This window comes from Micromonospora sp. NPDC049523 (assembly GCF_040676775.1).
Classification (GTDB): Bacteria; Actinomycetota; Actinomycetes; order Mycobacteriales; family Micromonosporaceae; genus Micromonospora_G.
The window spans coordinates 50,803-69,283 of record NZ_JBFAPP010000025.1 but is presented as its reverse complement, the minus strand read 5'-3'; the positions used below and the strand labels follow the sequence as shown (position 1 = coordinate 69,283).

Below are 18,481 nucleotides of genomic sequence, written 5' to 3'. Positions count from 1 at the left end.
AACGGTGGGCCAGGCCCCGCCCGGACACCGGCGGGCAGGACCACGCAGTGTCGTCCACGGAGCGTCACCACCCGCAGAGCACACATCGGGCATGGGCGTGAAGATCATCTACCGCGCCACCGCGGTCACCGAAGGTGCGGCGGGCGCGAGGAACAGCGCCAGTCGTGATGCGTGCGGCAACGGCGCACCCCGCACGTACGTGAGGGTGCATCTACTCGGTGCCACCTGATCGAGACCAGGACTCTCGCGTGTTCGCGAGTACGACGTCAGCCAGGAAGTTGTCGGCGGCTCTGGCGATCTTCTACCGTTCACCCGTGGCGTTCGAACTGCTCGGTGTTGACGCCGTGGACTGGTCGAGTATGCGGGTTGGCTCAGGAAGCCCACTGGAGATCCCGCACCTGCTGCAGCGGATCAGCAACCCAACCGACGAGCATGATCTTCACTTGGCCGTGGGCCGGCTGCACAGCATCGTGATCCATGAGCACTCGGTCTCGGTCGTTGAGTGCTCAGAGCACGTCATCCCATTTTTGATCGCATTGTGCCGTTGCCCGCGTCGTTCGGTCGCTGCCCATGCGCTTCAGCTCATGACCGAACTCGCCGACTGTGACCCGTTCTGGGTCGAAGCCGAGCATGGAAATCATGGGCTTGCCGCTCGCGTGGGCGCAGCCCTGAGGGCTGGCCTTCCAGAGTACGGAAACCTGCTACTCAATGATGATCCGCTGGCCAGGCAGGCGGTGCTCGTACTGCTCTTTCGCCTGGAGTACGCGCCAGAGTGGCTACACCGCACCGTCACGGATGTGCTCGCCGTGGATGACCAACGCGGCGTGCTCGACCTAGCCCGCGCGCTGCTCATCAACCCGGCCTACCACTACGAGGGCTTCGAGCTGATTGAGGCAGCCCTGGCCAAACGCCGCTGACGAGTACCAGGCGTACCTCGACGGTGACGAATAGGAGTACCACGGCGGCTTCTTCGACGTCAGCCCGATCGTCCTCGAGGTGCTGTACGACGACGACTGGTACATGGTGGTCGACAGCCACCACGGGCGCATCAAGGTCAAGTACGAGGAAATCTTTGACTGATACGGGTGGCACCGCGCCCGCATGTCCGACTACTCACCAGACGTTAGGGCTTTCGTCCGAGCGTTCAGGCTAAAGTGCTATGTGTTGTGACGGTCATGGACGTCGAGTCGCGTACGGCTCACGGGCACGATTCACACGCCTCCGGCCGTCGCGTTGCGTAGCGAGCGCTTCGCGGCAGATGTGAGCGCTTCATCGTCGACGCCAGCGCCCCTGCGGGGCCAGCAGGTCGCCCCCGGCCAGGTGCGGCGAGCACCCTGGCTGAATCGAGGAGCAGCACGGAGGGAAACGAGTTGCCGTCGTACTGGGGTTTTCGGTACGAGCTGGAGCTACCAACGAGGACTCGGTCGCCGACGCGGCTCGGGAGTTGGCCGGGCTTCAACACCGACTGATCCGGGTAGTACCCCGCCCCCCTGATCTGGGCGGTACCCCGTGGCCCGCGGTGGGCGCTCTCGTCGCTGGCGGTGTACCCGAGACGGACCATGAAGCACTGCGACCGTTCCTGTGCTGGGAGACGATCCGCATCAAGGGGCTGGCCCGGTCCTATGACGGACTGTGCTGGGGCGGGGAGCGCGGTAAAGCGGACGACCTACAGCGCAGGTTTCCCCGAACCGCACTGCTCCACGAGGATCCGGGAGCGGAGGTGACGCTGCCTGAACCACTGCCGGTGGATCCGATGCCCGCCGAGTTCGGCCCACGGTGGGCGAGTATGCCGCTCGGCGTCCACGACGATGTCGTCACGGCCGTCGCCGGGGTGGCGCGTCGAATGTTCGGCGGGCAGGAGGACGTGCCCGATGCGGTCGCGTGGTTGCTGGATGAGCCAGTTCCCGTCGAGGCAGATGAAACCACGCGAGAGTTTGTCGACGAACTGATGGAGTTGGTGAATAACGTGGACCAGCTGGATTCACATCCCGACCATGACACCACGGCCCTCATTCCGTTCGCGGCGTCCCTGGCCCGCGAGGAAGCGTTACCGGCGGGAGTCCGGGTGTCCGTGCTAGGCACTCTGCTTGAGTACGCGGTGCCGCACGAGGACGTGCTCGTAGACGCTCTCGGGCATCCGCCAGGCGTACGGTACCGCTCTCGCCGAGAAGTCGTGACCGCCGAAGTCCTCCGGTGGAATGGCTTCGAAGTATGGCCAGAAGTCGAACGGCATCGTCTCGTCCGGGTCGACTCTGATCGGTTGTAACGCGACCGTGGCTTTGTAGTCGTCTTCTGTGAGCTTCGGCATCCGATCAGGATGGCAAGCCAGGACCCATTGATGCGAGCAGGGCTCATCGGCTGCATCTTCGCTCATCAGTGAGCCGGAGCGCGCAACGGCCACGGCCAGGCGGCTGTCGAGGGCACTCACGTCGATATCCCAGGATGTCGGGAGGGCATCACGGGACGGCGAACAACGATCGTGACGGCGGCCGTCTGCCTGCGCGCCCGGTCGGCGGCATGAGCGTGCTCGTGGGGGGAAGGCCCGGCATGGTGAGATGACGACTGTGGTGCTCCGCGAAGTCGACGGCTGGCCGGTGGGCGAGAATCTTGAGGACCTCGCCGAGTACGCGACGGCGCAGGGCGCTGAGGGTTACAACGTGCATGAGGTACGGCTGTGCAGGTGCACGACGTGTGGCGGACATGTCTTCGGGGTTCATGGAGATCTCGAAGAACGTGCGGTGAAGCGCATCTGTCGTGGCTGCGGTTCGGAGTGCTTCATCGCGGACAGCGGCGAGTACTGGCATGACGCCAGCCCCGGCGTCATGGTATGTGAGTGCGACGGTGACGGCGACGAAGAGGACTTCAACATTGCGGTGGGTTGCTCCCTCTATGTCGATGGAGTGGGAATCCGAGCGATCGCCATCACGAGCCGCTGTATCGCGTGCGGGCGGCTCGGCTACTGGGTCGACTGGATGATCCGCAGCGGCGAAATGCACCTGCTAGATCTCGCGTAGATCTTTCTCTTACGATCAAGGGCATCCGCAGCGCGCTTATGCCGACGCCATCACGAGATACGCCGCCTGACCTTTGATCATCCGGATCTGAATCTGAGGATGACGAAGGACATCGTGGTGTTCACCCTTGCCGCCCGAACCTGACCACCTGGCTCACCGGCCTACAGATCGACGAAACCACCATCTACAGCTACGAGTCCCACGTCCGCAAACACCTCATCCCCCACCTCGGCCACATCCCCCTCGACAAACTCCGCCCCACCACATCAAGGCCATGTTCGCCGCCATCGAGCAACACGGCGCCGAGATCCGCACCGCCAAGGCAAGCCCCGGCCCCCAAGTCCGGGCCACCGTACGCGGAATCTGCTTTGCCGGCCCCTCCACCCGCCAACGCATCCACGCCACCCTCCGCAAAGCCATCAACGACGCCCTCGCCGAAGAGATCATCGTCGGCGTCACCAACCCCGCCACCCTCGTCAAAACCCGAGGCGACCGACCACTACCCATCGTCTGGGAACCCGAACGCGTCCAACACTGGAAAGCCCCCGGCCAGGTACCCGGCCCCGTCATGGTCTGGACCGACGAACTCCTCGCCCAATTCCTCGACCACGCCGCCGAACACGACCCCGACCTACACCCACTACTCCACTTCATGGCCTACCGCGGGCCCAGACGCGGCGAAGCATGCGGCCTCCGACACTCCGAAGTCCGCCTCGACAAACGAGAAGTCACCATCAGCAACCAACTAACCGGCCACGGCCGGGAAGTCAGGCAGAAGCCGCCCAAGAGCAAAGCCCGCAACCGCGACCTCACCATCGACGCCGACACCGCCGCCGTCCTCACCGCCTACCGCGCCCGCCGCGCCACCCAACGCCTCGCCACCGGACCCACCTGGCCAGACACCGGACTCTTCTTCGTACGCCCCAACGGACACCCCTGGCGCCCCCACCTCATCACCCAACGCTTCCGCAAACTCGTACAACGAGCCGGACTACCACCCATCCGCCTCCACGACCTCCGCCAGGGCGCCGCCACCATCGCCCTCGACGCCGGCATCGACGTCAAAGTCGTCTCCGAACAACTCGGACACACCACCACCACACTCACCCGCGACGCCTACCAAAGCGTCACCAAAGAACTCCACCACGACGCAGTCGCCGAAAGAATCAAGAGAAAGCGCCGCAAAAGCGCCTGAAGAGGCATTTGGGCCTACGTGGATCTCTACAGATATGACCGCTGTGCTCTCTGGTCCCGACGCCGCCTCTCCCTCCGCTCGAAAGCCTTGCCTCGAGTCCCGACCGGAGCGCCATGCGTCTGTAATGGGCCCGCTTGAGGCGGTCTACCACGTGGGCCAACTCATCCGGAGGCAACAGCCCGTCCGGGTCCAACGCTGCCCGTCTGTGCGGCCGCCACCGATGGTCCATGGAGATCCTAACCGCGCTACAGCAGGGGCAACCCATGACCTTTACCGACCGGCTGCATACCATCAGCCCTGCGCCCATTTCAAAATCGCGAAATGAGGCACTGCGGCGCCTGCAGGAGCACGGCCTCGTCGCCACGTCGAGAGCGGCGAGGGCAGCCGCAGGGCCTTGGCCCAAGCCGGCGAGGAACTACAGCCGGTGCTCATGTCGTTCATGGCCGACCTAGGCAGTGGCTCGAGACCTACGGCGACGAGACCAGCCAACTCGCTGCCAACAACCGCAGCCGCCCCTGAGCGGCATCGAGAACGCGAGAGCTCGGCCGTGGTGGGCGACTCGGCGGGGCCCTCTTGCTCGTCAGTCCCGAATTCACCGGTGCGCTGGTGAGCGCGGCGCTGCCAAGGGCTGCACGGCTGCTGGCGCCAGCCAGTCCAGCCGGCAGTGCCACCACTGGCTCGGCAGAGGACGCTTCCGAGACGTCGGGAACGGCTTGCCAACTGTCGGTGCGAGCCTCAGCCCGGCCTTAGCCCGTTGGTAGGCGTGCAGCAGGAGCGCCACGTCCTCACCTGCCGGTGGCGCAGCAAGGATCAGCGAAGCGACATGTTCTTTGCGGTTCGTTCGCCGGTCTCCTCAGCGAGCGTTACGACATCGTCAAGTCGATCGTTGATCGGAGCCAGCAACGAAAGGCCGATTCGCTTCTCGGGGCATTCAGGCAGTGGGGTGTCGGCCCTAATTCGTCGCCGCGTGGTCATGTACCTACTCCGGACACCGAGGTAGTCTATCGCCAAGACGCGCGTTCAAAACATCTCTATTACATTCCGACTCGGCAATGTACGATCACGCATCCGGCGAATGGGCCGGCAGGAGGTGGCGTTACTGATGGTTATGCAACTCGACAGCGGTCCGGTCGTTCGGCCTCGGCTCGTGAACCCCGCCAACTTCCTCTTCGCAACCCGCGACACTGGCTACAAGACGACCGGCCTGGCGGTTGCGGAACTGATCGACAACTCCCTGCAGGCTGGAGCGCGACGGGTCGCGGTGGAGGTTGCTGCCGCACGCAGCACCGACCGGCAGATCGAGATCATGGTTGTAGACGACGGCGAGGGCATGGATGCTGAGACGCTAGCGGAGGCCCTGACGTTCGGCGGGACAAGCCGGTTCAACGACCGGACGTCGCTGGGGCGCTACGGCATGGGGCTACCGAACGGTGCGCTCAGCCGAAGCCGGCGCGTCGAGGTCTACACGTGGCGACCTGATGTCGGCGTCCTCTGGTCGAGGCTAGACATCGACGAACTGGTCGACGCTGGCGATGCTGCGCTGCCTCCTGTCGAACGCATCGACCGGCCGGCGTTTGTGCCCAACACCGGCTCCGGTACGGTGGTGCGGTTGACCCGCTGCGACAGGGTGGAATACAAGCGTTCGTCCACACTCACCCGGAGGCTCAGGGACGATCTAGGACGAATATACAGACACTTCCTTGCCAACGGCGTCAGTCTGCAGGTGAACGGGCAACTCGTGGCAGCAAACGATCCTCTCTGCCTCCAACCCGGATCGAAGATCACCGGTGGTAGGCAGTTTGGCGACGATCTCCTCTACGAGATACCGGTAGGTTCCGCCAGCGGCACCATATCGGTTACTTTTAGTGAGCTCCCGATCGATCGCTGGCACGCGTTGTCGACGGAGGAGAAGCGGATTATGGGCGTTACAGCCGGTCCTCCGGTCTCCATCGTCCGCGCCGGCCGTGAGATCGATCGCGGGTGGTTCTTCATGGGCGGTAAACGTCGCGAGAACTACGACGACTGGTGGCGGTGTGAAATCAAATTTGACCCAGTCCTCGACGAACTGTTTGGGATCACCCACGCCAAGCAGGCAATCTCTCCGCGACCAGAACTGCTGGATATCATCTCACCGGATCTGGAGACGATCGCTCGCGCATTGAACGGTCGTGTCCGAAACCGGTTCATGCTCGTCAAGGCGGCGGAGCCGCTGAGCGCGGCGGAACAGCAGGCGGCGCGCGCTGAGGCGTCACTGCCATCCTTACCACGCGGGCGCCGGCCCATCCCTGACGAACTCAAGGATCTGGTGGATGGCCTGAGCCGACACGAGGCGCCGTACCAGATTGTAGCCGCGGAGTTACCCACGATGGGCGCATATGAAATCGTCGTGCGGGATCGACAGATCATCGTGCTACTCAACACAAAGCATCCCTGGTATCGCGATCTATATGGGCCGCTCGCGATGAGCGAACTAGGCAGAGACCATGATCTTGCTCGTCAAGTTGCTCTCACTCTTCTGGCCTCCGCCCGCGCTGAAGCCACGCTACGGCGAGTTGCTGAGCGAGGGCATGCCCAGAGGCTGCGCCAGGCGTGGGCCGACGTACTCGCCACCTTCATGAATGCCTAGCATGATCGAGATGTGGTACCCACTCCCCTGCCCGCCAGGCTGTCAACCCGCAGAGCGGCAGGCCTTCGTGGCGCTTGGTCGCGCCCTGGCAAACGACGATGCTTCGGCACGTCAGGCGGCACACGAACGATGCCTCGCCAATGACAACGCCGCGCTCACGGCCGCTACCCACGTGTTGATTGATCTTGTCGGTCAAGGCTGGGGTGTACGGGTCGATGACCACGAGGTGGTCATCGCCCCGCCGCTCGGAGTCGCTGATCCGGTCGAGGAGAAGAATCGAGTCCGGCGACAGGAACTTATAAAGCGCGATGAGCAGTTAGCCATCCCGTCGGTGCGTCGCTTCATCGCCGCTATGGAGAAACCCCGGGAGTTCGAAGGCAAATTTGTATCGATCTTCAGCCTCATGAGAGATGGCAAGGAACTTTCAACGGCTCTTCAGAACCTCAGCAGTGACGGCAACGCGGATGTCGACCAGTTGCGTACGGTGATCGATCCATACGTGCAGGTAGTGTCCAGTGAGCGCTGTGTGCACACCGGATTCAGACTGATGGACATATGGCGGTACTTCCGTCATACGTGGTCTAATCAGTACACCAGCACTCCCGGGCGTACGATGATGATTCTGGTTCGGGACCGCGCAGCCGAATTTCACCCAGTCATCGGGATCGCCGCGCTCGGTAGCGCTGTCGTACAACTAGCCGAGCGGGATGACTGGATCGGCTGGCAGCCGGCGGTATTCCTTGAGAACCTGCGTGCGGCCCCGACTCTGCGGATGGCTCGCTGGATTACCGCCCGGCTGCAGACAGCGCTGGACGAACTGTATGTCGATGACTTGGTCAAGGATGGCCTGTACTGGCCGACGCTGTGGGACAACCCCGCCGCCGAAGCAATCGACCGATTGCTGAAGGAGGCGGAGACTCGCCGCCGGGACCATCACCGGTTCGTCAAACCGACGGATTTCAAAAAAGTTCAGGACCCCGACGACGTCGAGGGCTGGCGTCGGCGCGCCGAGTCCGACCTCTTCCGCAGCAAGCGATGCCTGGCACTGGCCGACCTGCTTAGCGCTCGACAAGAGCTCGCGCCCTACCTTTACCCGAAGGCGAGCCGCACCGCGCTGTCTGACGCGCTCGACAACCCGAAGGCCCGGCGCGCGATCATGTCCGTACTGCGGCGGGCAAAATCTGATGCAGTCGGAACCGAAATCGCCGATCTCACCGTATGCGGCGCCGTCGCTCCGTACAACACGCTGCTAGGGGGCAAGCTCGTCAGCATGCTGGCGGTCAGCCCCACGGCCGTGAAGGCATACCACCGGCGTTATTCGACCTACGCCAGTGAAATCGCGTCTTCGATGGCCGGTCGACCGATCCGTCGGCGGTCAAACCTCGTTTTCGTCGGAACGACCTCGCTCTACGGCTCGGGCGCAAGCCAGTACAACCGAATCCGGATCCCGCCCGAGGTTCTCGGCGGGCCCTCCCCTATCGAGTTCCGCCAGCTCGGCCGGTCGAGGTCGTTTGGCACCTCGCACCTATCGGCGGATTCGGTGCGAGCGTTGGTGCGTCTTGCGGAGCAGACCGCTCGCGGCGCACGGGTCAACAGCATCTTTGGCGAAGGGGTGAACCCCAAGTTCCGCAAGGTCCGTCACGGCTTCGACCTCCTGCAGTGGCCGTCGGACACCCTGCTGCAGCATGGGCGTCAACGCATCATCTACGGCATCAGCTTGGTGGACAACCTTCTGCCCTACCTACTCGGTAGCGACGCGGAGCCGAGCTACAAGTTCCGCCGTCGTAAGAGCACCGCGGACGTGGACGCCATCTCCGCATGGTGGATGCGTCGGTGGTGCCACCCACGCAGCAAGTCGCCAGCGGTGCTGGAGGCGGTCACGGCGCACCGCCTAACCAGACCGGTCAGGCACGGTGCACGCGTCACACTGCCCGATTTGCCACTTGCCGCCGGTGAGCATGAGCAGCTGGAGCTGTACTAAGTTTCACGATTTTCGTCTTGCCGACGCCAACGTCTCTAGCCCTTCTCGAGGGCTGCCAGTGTGGCTGCTGGCTTAGCCCAGCGTCCCAACGCACGGCGCACAGCAAAGCGGGAGCGGCCGACGACAGCAGCCGCTTCGGTGACGGTCAGGCCCTCCACCACCAGACGGAGGACGTGCCGCAACCAACTGGGAGCTTCGGCTTCAAGGCCATTCATGATCATCTCGCTGACGACTTGTCCCAGCGCTACGTCCTCCGCGACGGCCACGGAAGGGCGGTCCTCGACCAGAACTTGCCGAGACGTCATGGCCCCCGCCTCTTTCACATGGCTGTTGGGTTCCGGCGAGACATGGGCGCGGGTCCGTGTTCCTGGTGGCGCGTACTGGGCAAGCACGTCGCGAGCGGCCAACCTGGTCATGGCCCTCAGATAGCCCCATACGCCGTCACACCGGGTGCGATCAAAATGGCCGGCCGGACGGGTCAGGAGCAGCAGGTAAAGCTGTTGTTCAACCTCCTCGGCAAGATCAAGGCGGGCCAAACGAACATCGGAGCGTTGAGCAATGCGCCGTATACGCGGACCGAAGCGCTTGGGCAGATCGATCCGAGCACCCGGGTCGCCAGCGAGGAATCCTTCGATCAACTGCTCGTCATCATGCACAGGAGTAGCGCGATCTAAAACCTTCACAGGGGAACCTCCACAAGCCAGCAAGCAACGGCGCAATCGGTTAGAGCGTTGGCCGTTGCAGGTGACTCGGGGGTCGTGGCGGCTCGTGACCGCGCCCTACACCAGCCTCGTACTTCAAAGAGTGTAGACCTCCCCAGGCCGGAAGCCGGCCTGGAGAGGTGGGGTCCTATCGAGACGGTCGCTCGTCCTCGCCACCGAGGACATCGACGGCGTCGTCCGGCTCCTCGCCCGAGGACATCCGCCGAGCCAGGTCCCGCAACGCCGTGTCGAGGAACGGGCTCCACGTGTGCTTGCGCTGAGCCGAGAACCACAGTTCCATGTCAGGGTCCTCGACAGTCAACTCCGTTCGGGCCAAGGCAATCAGAAGCAGATCCAGTGCCGCCCGTGGCCTTTTGCCAGTCGCCGACTTAAGCAGGTCCGCGTAGAAAACCTCATAAAAGGGGTGTCGGCGGTTGACGTTAACTTGGATTTGCGCACCATTCCAGGACGGCTCATAGAACGGTCCATGCTCCTGGTCCACGAACACCAACCGGTTGCGGCGCCGCTTCGTCTCTTGGTCTAGTGCCCGGCGGGCCTCATCCACTGGTGCGCCGCTCTGCCCCGCACGCTGCTCCGCCTCTCGTTGTGCGGCCTCTCGTGCAGCCGGCAGGTGACGTTCTGGGACTTTCGGGCGTTTACCCAAGGCGACGTCAGCGGCCTCAGCCGCATGTTCGGCGTCAGTCGGTACACCAGCGTCCTCAGGAGTTACAGCCTCATTCTCTTTCTTCTCCCGGGACTTCGTCTGCCAGGCCTGCTCACGCCGAACGAGATCGTCTACTTTCTCCTGGGCCAGCACACGCCAGAAGTCTTCGATCGGCCTGACGCCCTGCTTGTCGTTCGTGATGCCGAAGACATCGTCCAATTCTGGACCAAATCGAACCTCAACCCCCCAGTGGTAGGCGTACGCCTGGAGCAGGGGCCAATCGCCAAGCCCGCTGGCCACGTCCTGCACAGAACGAGGAAACACGTCAACCGTCTGCAACTCGCGGCCCGCTCGGACAAACGACATTCCCCGATGCGACTTGCGGATGTCGAACCGACGGTTGGCGTCGGTCGTCGGCCCAGAGCGGCTCTTCCTCCCAACAGCGAAGCCGACCGGCAACCGGCCGATTCGAACTTGAATCGTACTAATAACCGGACCGTCTCCGATTTCGTCGATTTCGCCCTGGTCGGTGAGCCGGGTCAGGCGAAACTCACCGGTCCCGGCGTCGGCCGCATATTTCACCGGAATAGTGAGATCCTCGACCAAGTTGGCGCCACCTTCCTCCGGCGGAAGATACAGTCTCGTCCCCGGCATCAAGAAGAGCGGGTCAGCCGCTTCAACCATCACCCCTTCCACGCAGATCGCTGCGAACCGATCCGTGACGTTGTGGCCATCGCGGTGCAGCAAGTAACGGTAGGTGACGCCGAAGTCGTCGAGGAGGTGTTCCTTCAGGTGGGCCGGCGACCGGTAGGTCAAGCGATCGGGCGCACACCAAACAACGACCGTACCATGATCGAGGCTGGTATCGGATTTCTTCAGGTGGCGCTGCACGAAGCCGGGCAACTCGGCTTCCCTGGCCTCGGCCACAGACTGCATCCCGAACGGGTCTAGATCATTAATGTCAAGGTAGACCATGGTGAAGCGTTCGTTGGCCGCAGTGCGGGTGTAGACCTCAACGCGCCTTGTCTGGTTGATCGAGGCGTTGGGCAACCCAAAGCCGAACCTGCCAATAAAAGATGGATCATCGAAGTGGCTTCCGCCGCCCCAGGAGAGCGCATACCGGGCCATCTCTGGGACCATTCCTGAGCCGTTGTCAATGAAAGCCACGGCACTGACGTAGCGCCTTCCGCTACCACCTCGGCCAGCGTCAAAAATGACATCAATATTACTTGCTCCCGCTTCGATCGCATTATCGACGATCTCGCGAGCCGCAGCCGCGGTGTCCTTGTACCCGCTGCGCCGTTGCGACTCGACGGCTTGACGGGCATTAAACAACGGAAAAGCATAGTGCTCCGGCAGCAACGCCAGATACTTTTGCTGGCGCTCCACCTCAGACAGCAAGGCATCAGGTTGCATGGGGGACTCCTCGATCGTGGCGGCACCTGGCCGCAGCGGGTCTTCTACATAGCTATATCCAACGTCGGTCCGAAGTGTGCGGCTCCGGGGCGAACTGGGGTGGACGTCGGTGTAGGTCCTGGTCATCGCTACCGCCGATCACCTGCGCAGGGTGACCCGCCCAGGCTTTCCGCAACGCCGTGACCAGCCACAGTCGGATCAGCCACTGATCCTTCAAGGTTGTGGGTGAAGCCAGCGGGTGGGCCGAAACCGCCCGGACCTCCTAGAGACTTCCCCCAGTTTTGCGAAAGATCGAGAGGTGGCAGGAACGAAGCCGTTCCGCAGGAGTTGCGGGAGGGGGCGGTGCGGATGGTCACGGAGGTGCGGCCGACCTACGAGTCGAACTGGCTGGCGATCACCTCGCTGGCGGCCCGGCTGGGTATCGGCACGGCCGAAACGCTGCGCGAGTGGGCCCGTCAGGCGCACGCCGACGATGGCCGGCGGCCGGGGGTGACGTCGGAGTGGTCGGCGGAGCCCAAGCGGCTGCGGCCGGAGAACGCCGAGCTGCGTCGGGCGAATGAAGTCTTGTCGCGTCTGGGCACGTGACCAGGTAGGTAAGGATGAACGGGGCTACCACAGCGCTCGCCGAGAACCACGCAACACCGTGACGGGGTGGGCGGCCGGTCGTGCTTGGGGTGCGGGGTGGTGCGGGTCGGCGCAGGACGCGGTCGGACCGCATTCTCACCAGGACTTTCACCGGCAGGTCGGCGAGCAGGAACGCCAGCCGGGGCTCGTCGTAGCCGGCGTCCGCGACGATCCACAGGTCCGGGTCGTTGGGCTGCCACTGCCCGGCCGTGTCGAGCCGTTCGATCACGTCGCGGAGTTGGTTGGCGATGACCGTGGCGGTGTCGTCGCCGGGTGCCAGCCGGCGGGCGTCCAGCGGCGCGGTCCAGGAGCTGCGGCCGATCTCCAACGCCGTGACCAGCGAGTACGGCCAGCCCGGGACCACGATGTGGGTGTCCTTGCCACGCCCGTAGGTGTGACAGAGCACCCGCTGCGGCACGGTGTGCGCTTCCGGCCGCAGCCAGCAGGTCGCGTCCACGGCGAGGACGATCCGCCCGTCCGCGGCCTGCGGCACCGGCACTGTCGCCAGAGCGGTCCGCAACCGGTCAACATCGATGCGGCCCTGGTGCAGTGCTGCGTACAGCGAACTGTGGCCCCGCCGGTGTTCACCGGCCAGGGTCAGCTCCACCGGCGACCGCATCGCCGTGTCTCCGCACAGCAACGCGTCTACCAGCTCGAACAACGCGTCCGACCGCGCGGTCAGGCACCGGTAGAACTCGTCCCGGAACCCGGCCAGCCGCCTGACCGCGCCTGCCAGCCCAGCATCATGCACACTGATCACCAGACAGCCCTTGATGTGGATCTCTTCCCTCGACAAGAAGATGATCGATCAAGGGGTGTCTTCATGATCAGCCAGGGTCGAGGTCACCCAGCCGCACGTTAAAACTCAAGCTAGAACCAGCGAGGGTAGGGCGTAGGCTTGAGTTCCAGTGATCGCTGTGTTCAAGATCGGAGAACGCACCGTGGGCGAGGCACCAATCTCGCAAGACGTCCAAAAGGTACGTGAGCGGGTGGCGGGCAAGAAGATTGGGTCTTTCCGGGTGTACGGGATCAATTCGCTGAAGACCCTGGACCCTCCGCTGGATGCTCTCGTCGGCGACCAGGTCGTGGATCTCCTCGCCAAAGACGACGTCCGCCGGGTCGAGCTCGTCTGCCTTGATCACATCATCGACATCGATCTCGCGCGGACCGGGAGACTGACAGCCTTGGGCGAGGCCGGCGCCTGGAGCCCGGCTGGCGGCGGCTCCATGCCGACCGGACGACTAATATTCGACGACGGCACTGGACTCGACTTCAAGGAACCGGCAAAGACCAAGCGGGTGACGTTCGCCGTGCGTCGTCGGTGACCGTTCCTTGCCTGTCCACCGCCTCCGATCCAGATACGCCACCGATCGGCCACGGTCACGCCAGCACGCCGCGCCCGCCTCGATTTAACCTGACGATTCATCTTTGTAGTCCCTCTCGCCGACGACGAACAACTCCGACCTGGTCGTAAGCATCGACACTGGCGCGTTTATCTCGGATTCCTCGTCCCGTCGGATACCAAGGATGCGGAGTCTCTGGCCGGGTAACAGCGGACGCCGCGGTGGGGTGCGGACCAGCATCCGCTGGCGGCCACGAGCATTCTCCATCCACCAACTCTTCACGCCGTTCTGCGCACTCACGACGCCTTCGTAGTCGAACCACGCTCCGTTCCCAAGGCCGGCTGGATCAGGAACGGCCTCGTTCCAGTAGGCGTCGCAGAGGCTTCGGACCGAGCAGAAAGCGCAGTGTTCCCCGAGCGTCGCATCGGGGACCTCCGCCAACACCTTGCTGTCCGCCTCGGCGAACCCGCTCACCGGTGTTGGTGGCGAGCGCCACCAACTCCTCGGCACTAAGCGCGGAGATCATGACCTCGGCGGTGGGGTAGGACGCCGCGAGGGCCCCGACAGGAGTTAGATCCTGATTAGCGACCTCGTCTTGGTCCCAGAGCATCGCGTAGAACCGCAGTTGGTCCAGATGGCTCGGATCCTCAGCGCCGGTCTTATGGTCAACAATGTCGGCCCGTTCGGCCGTGACGTTGATGAGGTCAACGCGTCCTTTGACCCGCAACTCGTCCGAACACAGCAATGCCTCCGGATGTGAACCGACACCGAGCGCACGGCGCTCCGCCATAAGACCGCCACCGGTGCCAAGAACACCGGCGGGCTTCACACCAACCCTATTATCCTGCGTAGGCGGGGTTCTCGACGTGGTACAGAACCAGGATCGGGCCTGTCTCGTGAAGAATGTGAGACGGAGCCCCAAAATCCACAGACCCAGCGCTCGCTATGTACGAGTGGCTTATGGCCAGACGCGTCGACCTCTACGTGATGCAAGGGCGGCGGCAGTCGACGCCCAACCATGACCCGGCCGTCGTGATTCCGATGGACGTGGCCCCACGACGCCGACGACGAGTCGGCGAGTTGATCCACTAGTACCATCAGGCAGGCTTGATCGATCTCCGGAATTCCAGGCCATGCCGTTGAGCGAGTTGGGCACGGCACAGAACATCGTCCAACTATTGCGAGAGAGCACGCAACGACCATCGTTGCCCGCGAATGTGAGACATGGGCTCCGAAATTGCAGGTTGTTCGGCAACGATGCTTTATCGGGTTCCTGTTAGGAAACCGATGCTCTATCCCCTGAGCTACGGGGGCGCGAGTCATCAGGGTACCCGGCTGCGGTCGGTAGCCGTCATCAGGGAGCGGTGGCGTCGTGAGCCGCCGCTGACCATCGCGCCCCCACCCAGGAGCTTATGCAGACGTGAGCCGCAGCTCGGGGACGTGTTCGGTGGCGGCGTCGATGACCGTACGGGCGAGCATCGGCGGTAGCGCCGCCTGCGCCGCCAGCCAGGCAGGGGTGACCTGCTGTTGGTCGAGGAGTTCGACCGCCTTGCCGAGCAGTGACGGCTGTTCGCGTGGGCCGAGGTCGCCGGGTTCCGGGAACCCCCACTGGGCGAGCAAGCTCATCCCCCGCCGGTACGTGTGGTCCCGGTAGATTCCCAGCTCGTGCCCCCGATACACGAGCGCCTTGAGGCTGATCCCCCACCGGCGTTTGAGTTCGTGCAGCCGGTCGAAGTCGAGCCGGGCGGGCAGTTCGTCGCGCAGCACGGTGCCGGGTGCGAGGAACTCGGACGCGAACGCGGTCGCCTCCCGTTCGAGGATCTGGCTGCCCGGCTCCGCGTCGTGGTGCATCAGCAGGTGGCCAAGTTCGTGCGCGGTGTCCATTCGGGAGCGGGCCTTGTCGTCCTTGGCTGGACTCAGGAACACGAACGGGCGCTGCCCGTACCAGTGGGAGAAGGCGTCGACCCGTTCGGAGACATCGGGCAGGGCGAGCACGATCACCCCGTACGATTCCAGCAGCCGGACCATGTGCGCGACCGGAGCCTGTCCGAGGCCGAAGGCCTCCCGGGCGGTCGACGCGGCCGCGCGTACGTCCTCGGGGCTGGCTGGCTCGGCCAGGTCCAGGTGCGGTAACCGCAGCTCGGGCAGTCGCAGGTGCCGCTCGACCACCTCGACCACCCGCCAGGCGATTTCCCCGAACGCCTCCGCCTGGTCCCGCTCGGCCTGGGTGGCCGTACGGAGGCTGCGGAAATGTGCGTGCCCGGGAGTCACCGGGACGGGAAACCCACCGGCGAAGAACTCCACCGGCATCGCCAACGCCAACGCCAACCTGGCCAGCACCGACGCGGACGGGCGTACCTGGCCCAGTTCGTACTGGCTGACCGCGGCGGCGGTCACCCCGACCTGCCGGGCGAGTTCGTTCTTGCGCATCCGCCGCCATCGGCGGGCGAGCGCCAGGGCGTGGGGCTCGAACGCCGCGGCGGCGACGGCTGTGGGAACCGGCGGTCGTAGTGCCCGCGTCACGCCGATCGGCCGGAAGCCCGGCCGGGCTGCAGGGTGAGCAGGTCAAGCTCGGGAAGCGGCAACTCGTCGTGCCGCGGCTGCGGTACCGCCGTGGCGCTGTCCGCGACCGGCAACGGCGTATTCGGCAGGGCAGCCTCACCGAACCAGAGGGTCACCTCGAACCAGGGTGAGCCACCGTCACGGTTGTCCCTGGGCAGGCCGATGTACGCGACCGCCTCGCCCGTGTTGATGTCCCCCGTGTGCGCGATCCGCACGTGCCGCTTCGGTGGCACCACCCCCGCGAACACCTCCGGGAACTGGCCCTCGTCGTCGAACGCCAGCTGTCGGTCGCGGCTGTTCTCCACCGCCCCACCTAGCCGGGCCTCGCTGCCCTCCCACCGGATCGACTCGATCCCGCCCTGCAACGAGTAGAGCCGCACCACGTACCCCGCGCAGAGGATTTCCAGCGAGTTGTCGTCGAGCCGGGCCCGGACCCCGTCGACGCCGTTGAACTCGGCCTGACCGAGGTGGACCAGGTTGCGCCACACGGTGGTCCCGAAGCTCATCGCGTCGTCGCCGAGTTCGGGCTCGTGCCGGTCGGCCGCCCGCCGGTACACCTGCTGGATCAACCGGCCCAGTCGGTCCAGCACCCCGCGCTCGTCCAGCACCGCCACCGCGTCACCCAGCAAGCCCATCCCGAAAACCTAGCCGATCCACCAGTTGATATTGCCGAAATCAAGTGTCCGACACGCCACGGAGCCGAACACGGTTCACGACCGGCGGTTGCGGCATCGCCGAGGACGTCAGCCCGCCCCGGCAGCGGGCTGTCCGGGCGATGTGTCAGGGTGGGCCTCGTGGCCGGGCGTGTGATAGCTGACCGTTACGAACTACAGACGATGCTGGGCCGGGGCGGCATGGCGGTGGTCTGGCGCGGCGTCGATCTCCGGTTGGGCAGGTCGGTCGCCGTCAAGCTGCTCAACCCGGCCGGGATGGCCGACCCGAGCATGCTGGAGCGGTTCGACCGCGAGGCCCGTACGGCCGCTCGTCTGGGTCATCCCAACATCGTGGCGGTGCACGACGTGGGCAGCGACGGTGGCGAACCGTACCTGGTGATGGAGTTGGTCGACGGGCCGAACCTGGCGACGTTGCTCGGCAACGGCCCGCTCCCGCTCGATCGGGCGCTGGAGATCGCCGGCCAGGTCTGCGGCGCCCTCGCCACGGCTCACGCGGCGGGGGTGGTGCACCGCGACATCAAGCCGGCGAACATCCTGATCGACCCGGCCGGCACGGTGAAGGTGTGCGATTTCGGCATCGCCCGCCTCCTGCACGCCGGTCAGGCGACGTTGACCGCTCCGGCCACCACCGTGGGCACCAGCCAGTACATGGCGCCCGAGCAGGCCGCGGGCGATCCGGTGGACGCGCGAACCGACCTGTACGCGCTCGGCTGCCTGCTGTACGCGATGCTCACCGGCCAGCCCCCTTTCACCGGCGACAACCCGCTCCGCGTGCTGTGGCAGCACCTGCACGAACCCGCGCCGGCACTCGCCTCGGTCCGTCCCGGCACTCCGCCCGAACTGGATCGCCTGGTCGGGCAACTGTTGGCGAAGGATCCCGCCGACCGCCCGACGAGTGCCACCGAGGTACGGGACCGATTGGCAGCCGTGTCGTCCGTCGAACAGCGGACGGTGGTGGTGGAAGCACCGCCCCTGCCACCCGTGGCCCAGTCATCCGCGCCCGGACCGGCGGGACCGGTACGCGGTGCGGCGTCGGTGGTGGCCCGTACCCGAAAGATGCCGGCCCTCGACGACGGTGCCGGTCACACGATGGTCACGTCCCGTGATGGCGGCTCCGGCTCCCGCCGCGTGCTGACGGCGACGCTCGGCGCGATCCTGCTCGCCGTCATCGTGGTCGGCATACTGCTGGCCACCCGGGGCGGCGATGGGAACACCGGCCCCGAGGCCGGCGCGGTGTCCCCCAGCGCATCCTCCGACGCGTCCGCCGCGGCAGGCGCACCCACCACCGCCGCCGGCAACCCGGTCAGCCCGACCAGCCCCGCCAGCCCTACCAGCCCTACCAGCCGTCCGGCCGGGGGCACCACGGCGCGTCTGGTGGCCCTGCAGACGTCGCTCGACCGTCAGGTCCAGGCGCAGGAGGTGGACGCCGACGCGGCCGAGGATCTGAACGACAAGCTGGACGACGTCGCCCGCAAGCTCATCGAGGGTGACACGGAGGATGCCGCGAAGAAGCTCGCCGACGTACGCGACCGGCTCGCCGAGCTCCGCGATGACAACAAGGTCAGCTCGGACGCGTACGACGTTCTGCTGGCCAACCTCGACAGTCTCGCCGAAAGCCTGCCACCGACCGGGAAGAGGCGGGGCAACGGGGACGACGAGAACTGACCAGCCCCGCCCGGAT

Annotated in this window: 13 protein-coding genes and 3 pseudogenes; 10 read left to right on the top strand and 6 right to left on the bottom strand. The window is 65.0% G+C overall.

The window, feature by feature from the left end:
* Positions 1 to 314 precede the first annotated feature (314 nt).
* The 7 genes and pseudogenes from AB0J90_RS29840 (at position 315) to AB0J90_RS29810 (ending at position 8,816) form a co-directional block, all read left to right on the top strand.
* Entirely contained in the window at positions 315 to 917 is a 603-nt protein-coding gene (locus tag AB0J90_RS29840; RefSeq protein WP_363601498.1) for a hypothetical protein, read from the top strand.
* 602 nt (positions 918 to 1,519) lie between these two features.
* A complete protein-coding gene (locus AB0J90_RS29835; RefSeq protein WP_363601497.1) occupies positions 1,520 to 2,266 on the top strand; it encodes a hypothetical protein in 747 nt (248 codons plus the stop codon).
* 289 nt (positions 2,267 to 2,555) lie between these two features.
* Entirely contained in the window at positions 2,556 to 3,014 is a 459-nt protein-coding gene (locus tag AB0J90_RS29830; RefSeq protein ID WP_363601495.1) for a hypothetical protein, read from the top strand.
* 140 nt (positions 3,015 to 3,154) lie between these two features.
* A pseudogene (locus AB0J90_RS29825) lies at positions 3,155 to 3,232 on the top strand (hypothetical protein); the annotation flags it as partial.
* Positions 3,233 to 3,288: 56 nt separating this feature from the next.
* Entirely contained in the window at positions 3,289 to 4,209 is a 921-nt protein-coding gene (locus AB0J90_RS29820; RefSeq protein WP_363601493.1) for a site-specific integrase, read from the top strand.
* 1,102 nt (positions 4,210 to 5,311) lie between these two features.
* Positions 5,312 to 6,835 carry an ATP-binding protein gene (locus tag AB0J90_RS29815; RefSeq protein WP_363601491.1) on the top strand — a complete coding sequence of 508 codons (1,524 nt, stop codon included), beginning with the start codon at positions 5,312 to 5,314 and terminating at the stop codon, positions 6,833 to 6,835.
* A gap of 1 nt (position 6,836) precedes the next feature.
* The gene (locus AB0J90_RS29810; protein ID WP_363601489.1) at positions 6,837 to 8,816 is read left to right on the top strand and encodes a Druantia anti-phage system protein DruA; all 1,980 of its coding nucleotides are present in this window, start codon (positions 6,837 to 6,839) and stop codon (positions 8,814 to 8,816) included.
* Between the two features lie 35 nt (positions 8,817 to 8,851).
* Here AB0J90_RS29810 and AB0J90_RS29805 read toward each other — a convergent pair whose 3' ends face one another.
* Complete coding sequence (locus AB0J90_RS29805) at positions 8,852 to 9,499, bottom strand: hypothetical protein (protein ID WP_363601487.1); 648 nt, start codon at positions 9,497 to 9,499, stop codon at positions 8,852 to 8,854.
* 166 nt (positions 9,500 to 9,665) lie between these two features.
* Positions 9,666 to 11,597, bottom strand: a complete 1,932-nt coding sequence (locus tag AB0J90_RS29800) for an ATP-binding protein (protein WP_363601485.1) — start codon at positions 11,595 to 11,597, stop codon at positions 9,666 to 9,668.
* Positions 11,598 to 11,945: 348 nt separating this feature from the next.
* On the opposite strand from AB0J90_RS29800, the pseudogene AB0J90_RS29795 reads away from it, so the two are divergent.
* Positions 11,946 to 12,164: pseudogene (locus AB0J90_RS29795) on the top strand (IS3 family transposase); the annotation flags it as partial.
* Between the two features lie 73 nt (positions 12,165 to 12,237).
* On the opposite strand, the pseudogene AB0J90_RS29790 reads toward AB0J90_RS29795, so the two are convergent.
* Positions 12,238 to 12,981: pseudogene (locus tag AB0J90_RS29790) on the bottom strand (transposase); the annotation flags it as partial.
* A gap of 148 nt (positions 12,982 to 13,129) precedes the next feature.
* Here AB0J90_RS29790 and AB0J90_RS29785 point away from each other — a divergent pair.
* Positions 13,130 to 13,546, top strand: a complete 417-nt coding sequence (locus tag AB0J90_RS29785; RefSeq protein WP_363601483.1) for a hypothetical protein — start codon at positions 13,130 to 13,132, stop codon at positions 13,544 to 13,546.
* Positions 13,547 to 13,910: 364 nt separating this feature from the next.
* On the opposite strand, the gene AB0J90_RS29780 is transcribed toward AB0J90_RS29785, so the two are convergent.
* From AB0J90_RS29780 to AB0J90_RS29770, 3 genes are all read right to left on the bottom strand, one after another.
* The gene (locus tag AB0J90_RS29780; RefSeq protein ID WP_363601481.1) at positions 13,911 to 14,393 is read right to left on the bottom strand and encodes a PD-(D/E)XK nuclease family protein; all 483 of its coding nucleotides are present in this window, start codon (positions 14,391 to 14,393) and stop codon (positions 13,911 to 13,913) included.
* 581 nt (positions 14,394 to 14,974) lie between these two features.
* Positions 14,975 to 16,087 carry an XRE family transcriptional regulator gene (locus AB0J90_RS29775; RefSeq protein WP_363601479.1) on the bottom strand — a complete coding sequence of 371 codons (1,113 nt, stop codon included), beginning with the start codon at positions 16,085 to 16,087 and terminating at the stop codon, positions 14,975 to 14,977.
* Entirely contained in the window at positions 16,084 to 16,761 is a 678-nt protein-coding gene (locus AB0J90_RS29770; RefSeq protein WP_363601477.1) for a hypothetical protein, read from the bottom strand. Before AB0J90_RS29770 ends, AB0J90_RS29775 begins: the two co-directional genes overlap by 4 nt.
* Before the next feature lie 159 nt (positions 16,762 to 16,920).
* Here AB0J90_RS29770 and AB0J90_RS29765 point away from each other — a divergent pair, with 159 nt between their 5' ends.
* The gene (locus tag AB0J90_RS29765; protein ID WP_363601475.1) at positions 16,921 to 18,465 is read left to right on the top strand and encodes a protein kinase; all 1,545 of its coding nucleotides are present in this window, start codon (positions 16,921 to 16,923) and stop codon (positions 18,463 to 18,465) included.
* Positions 18,466 to 18,481: the final 16 nt, after the last annotated feature.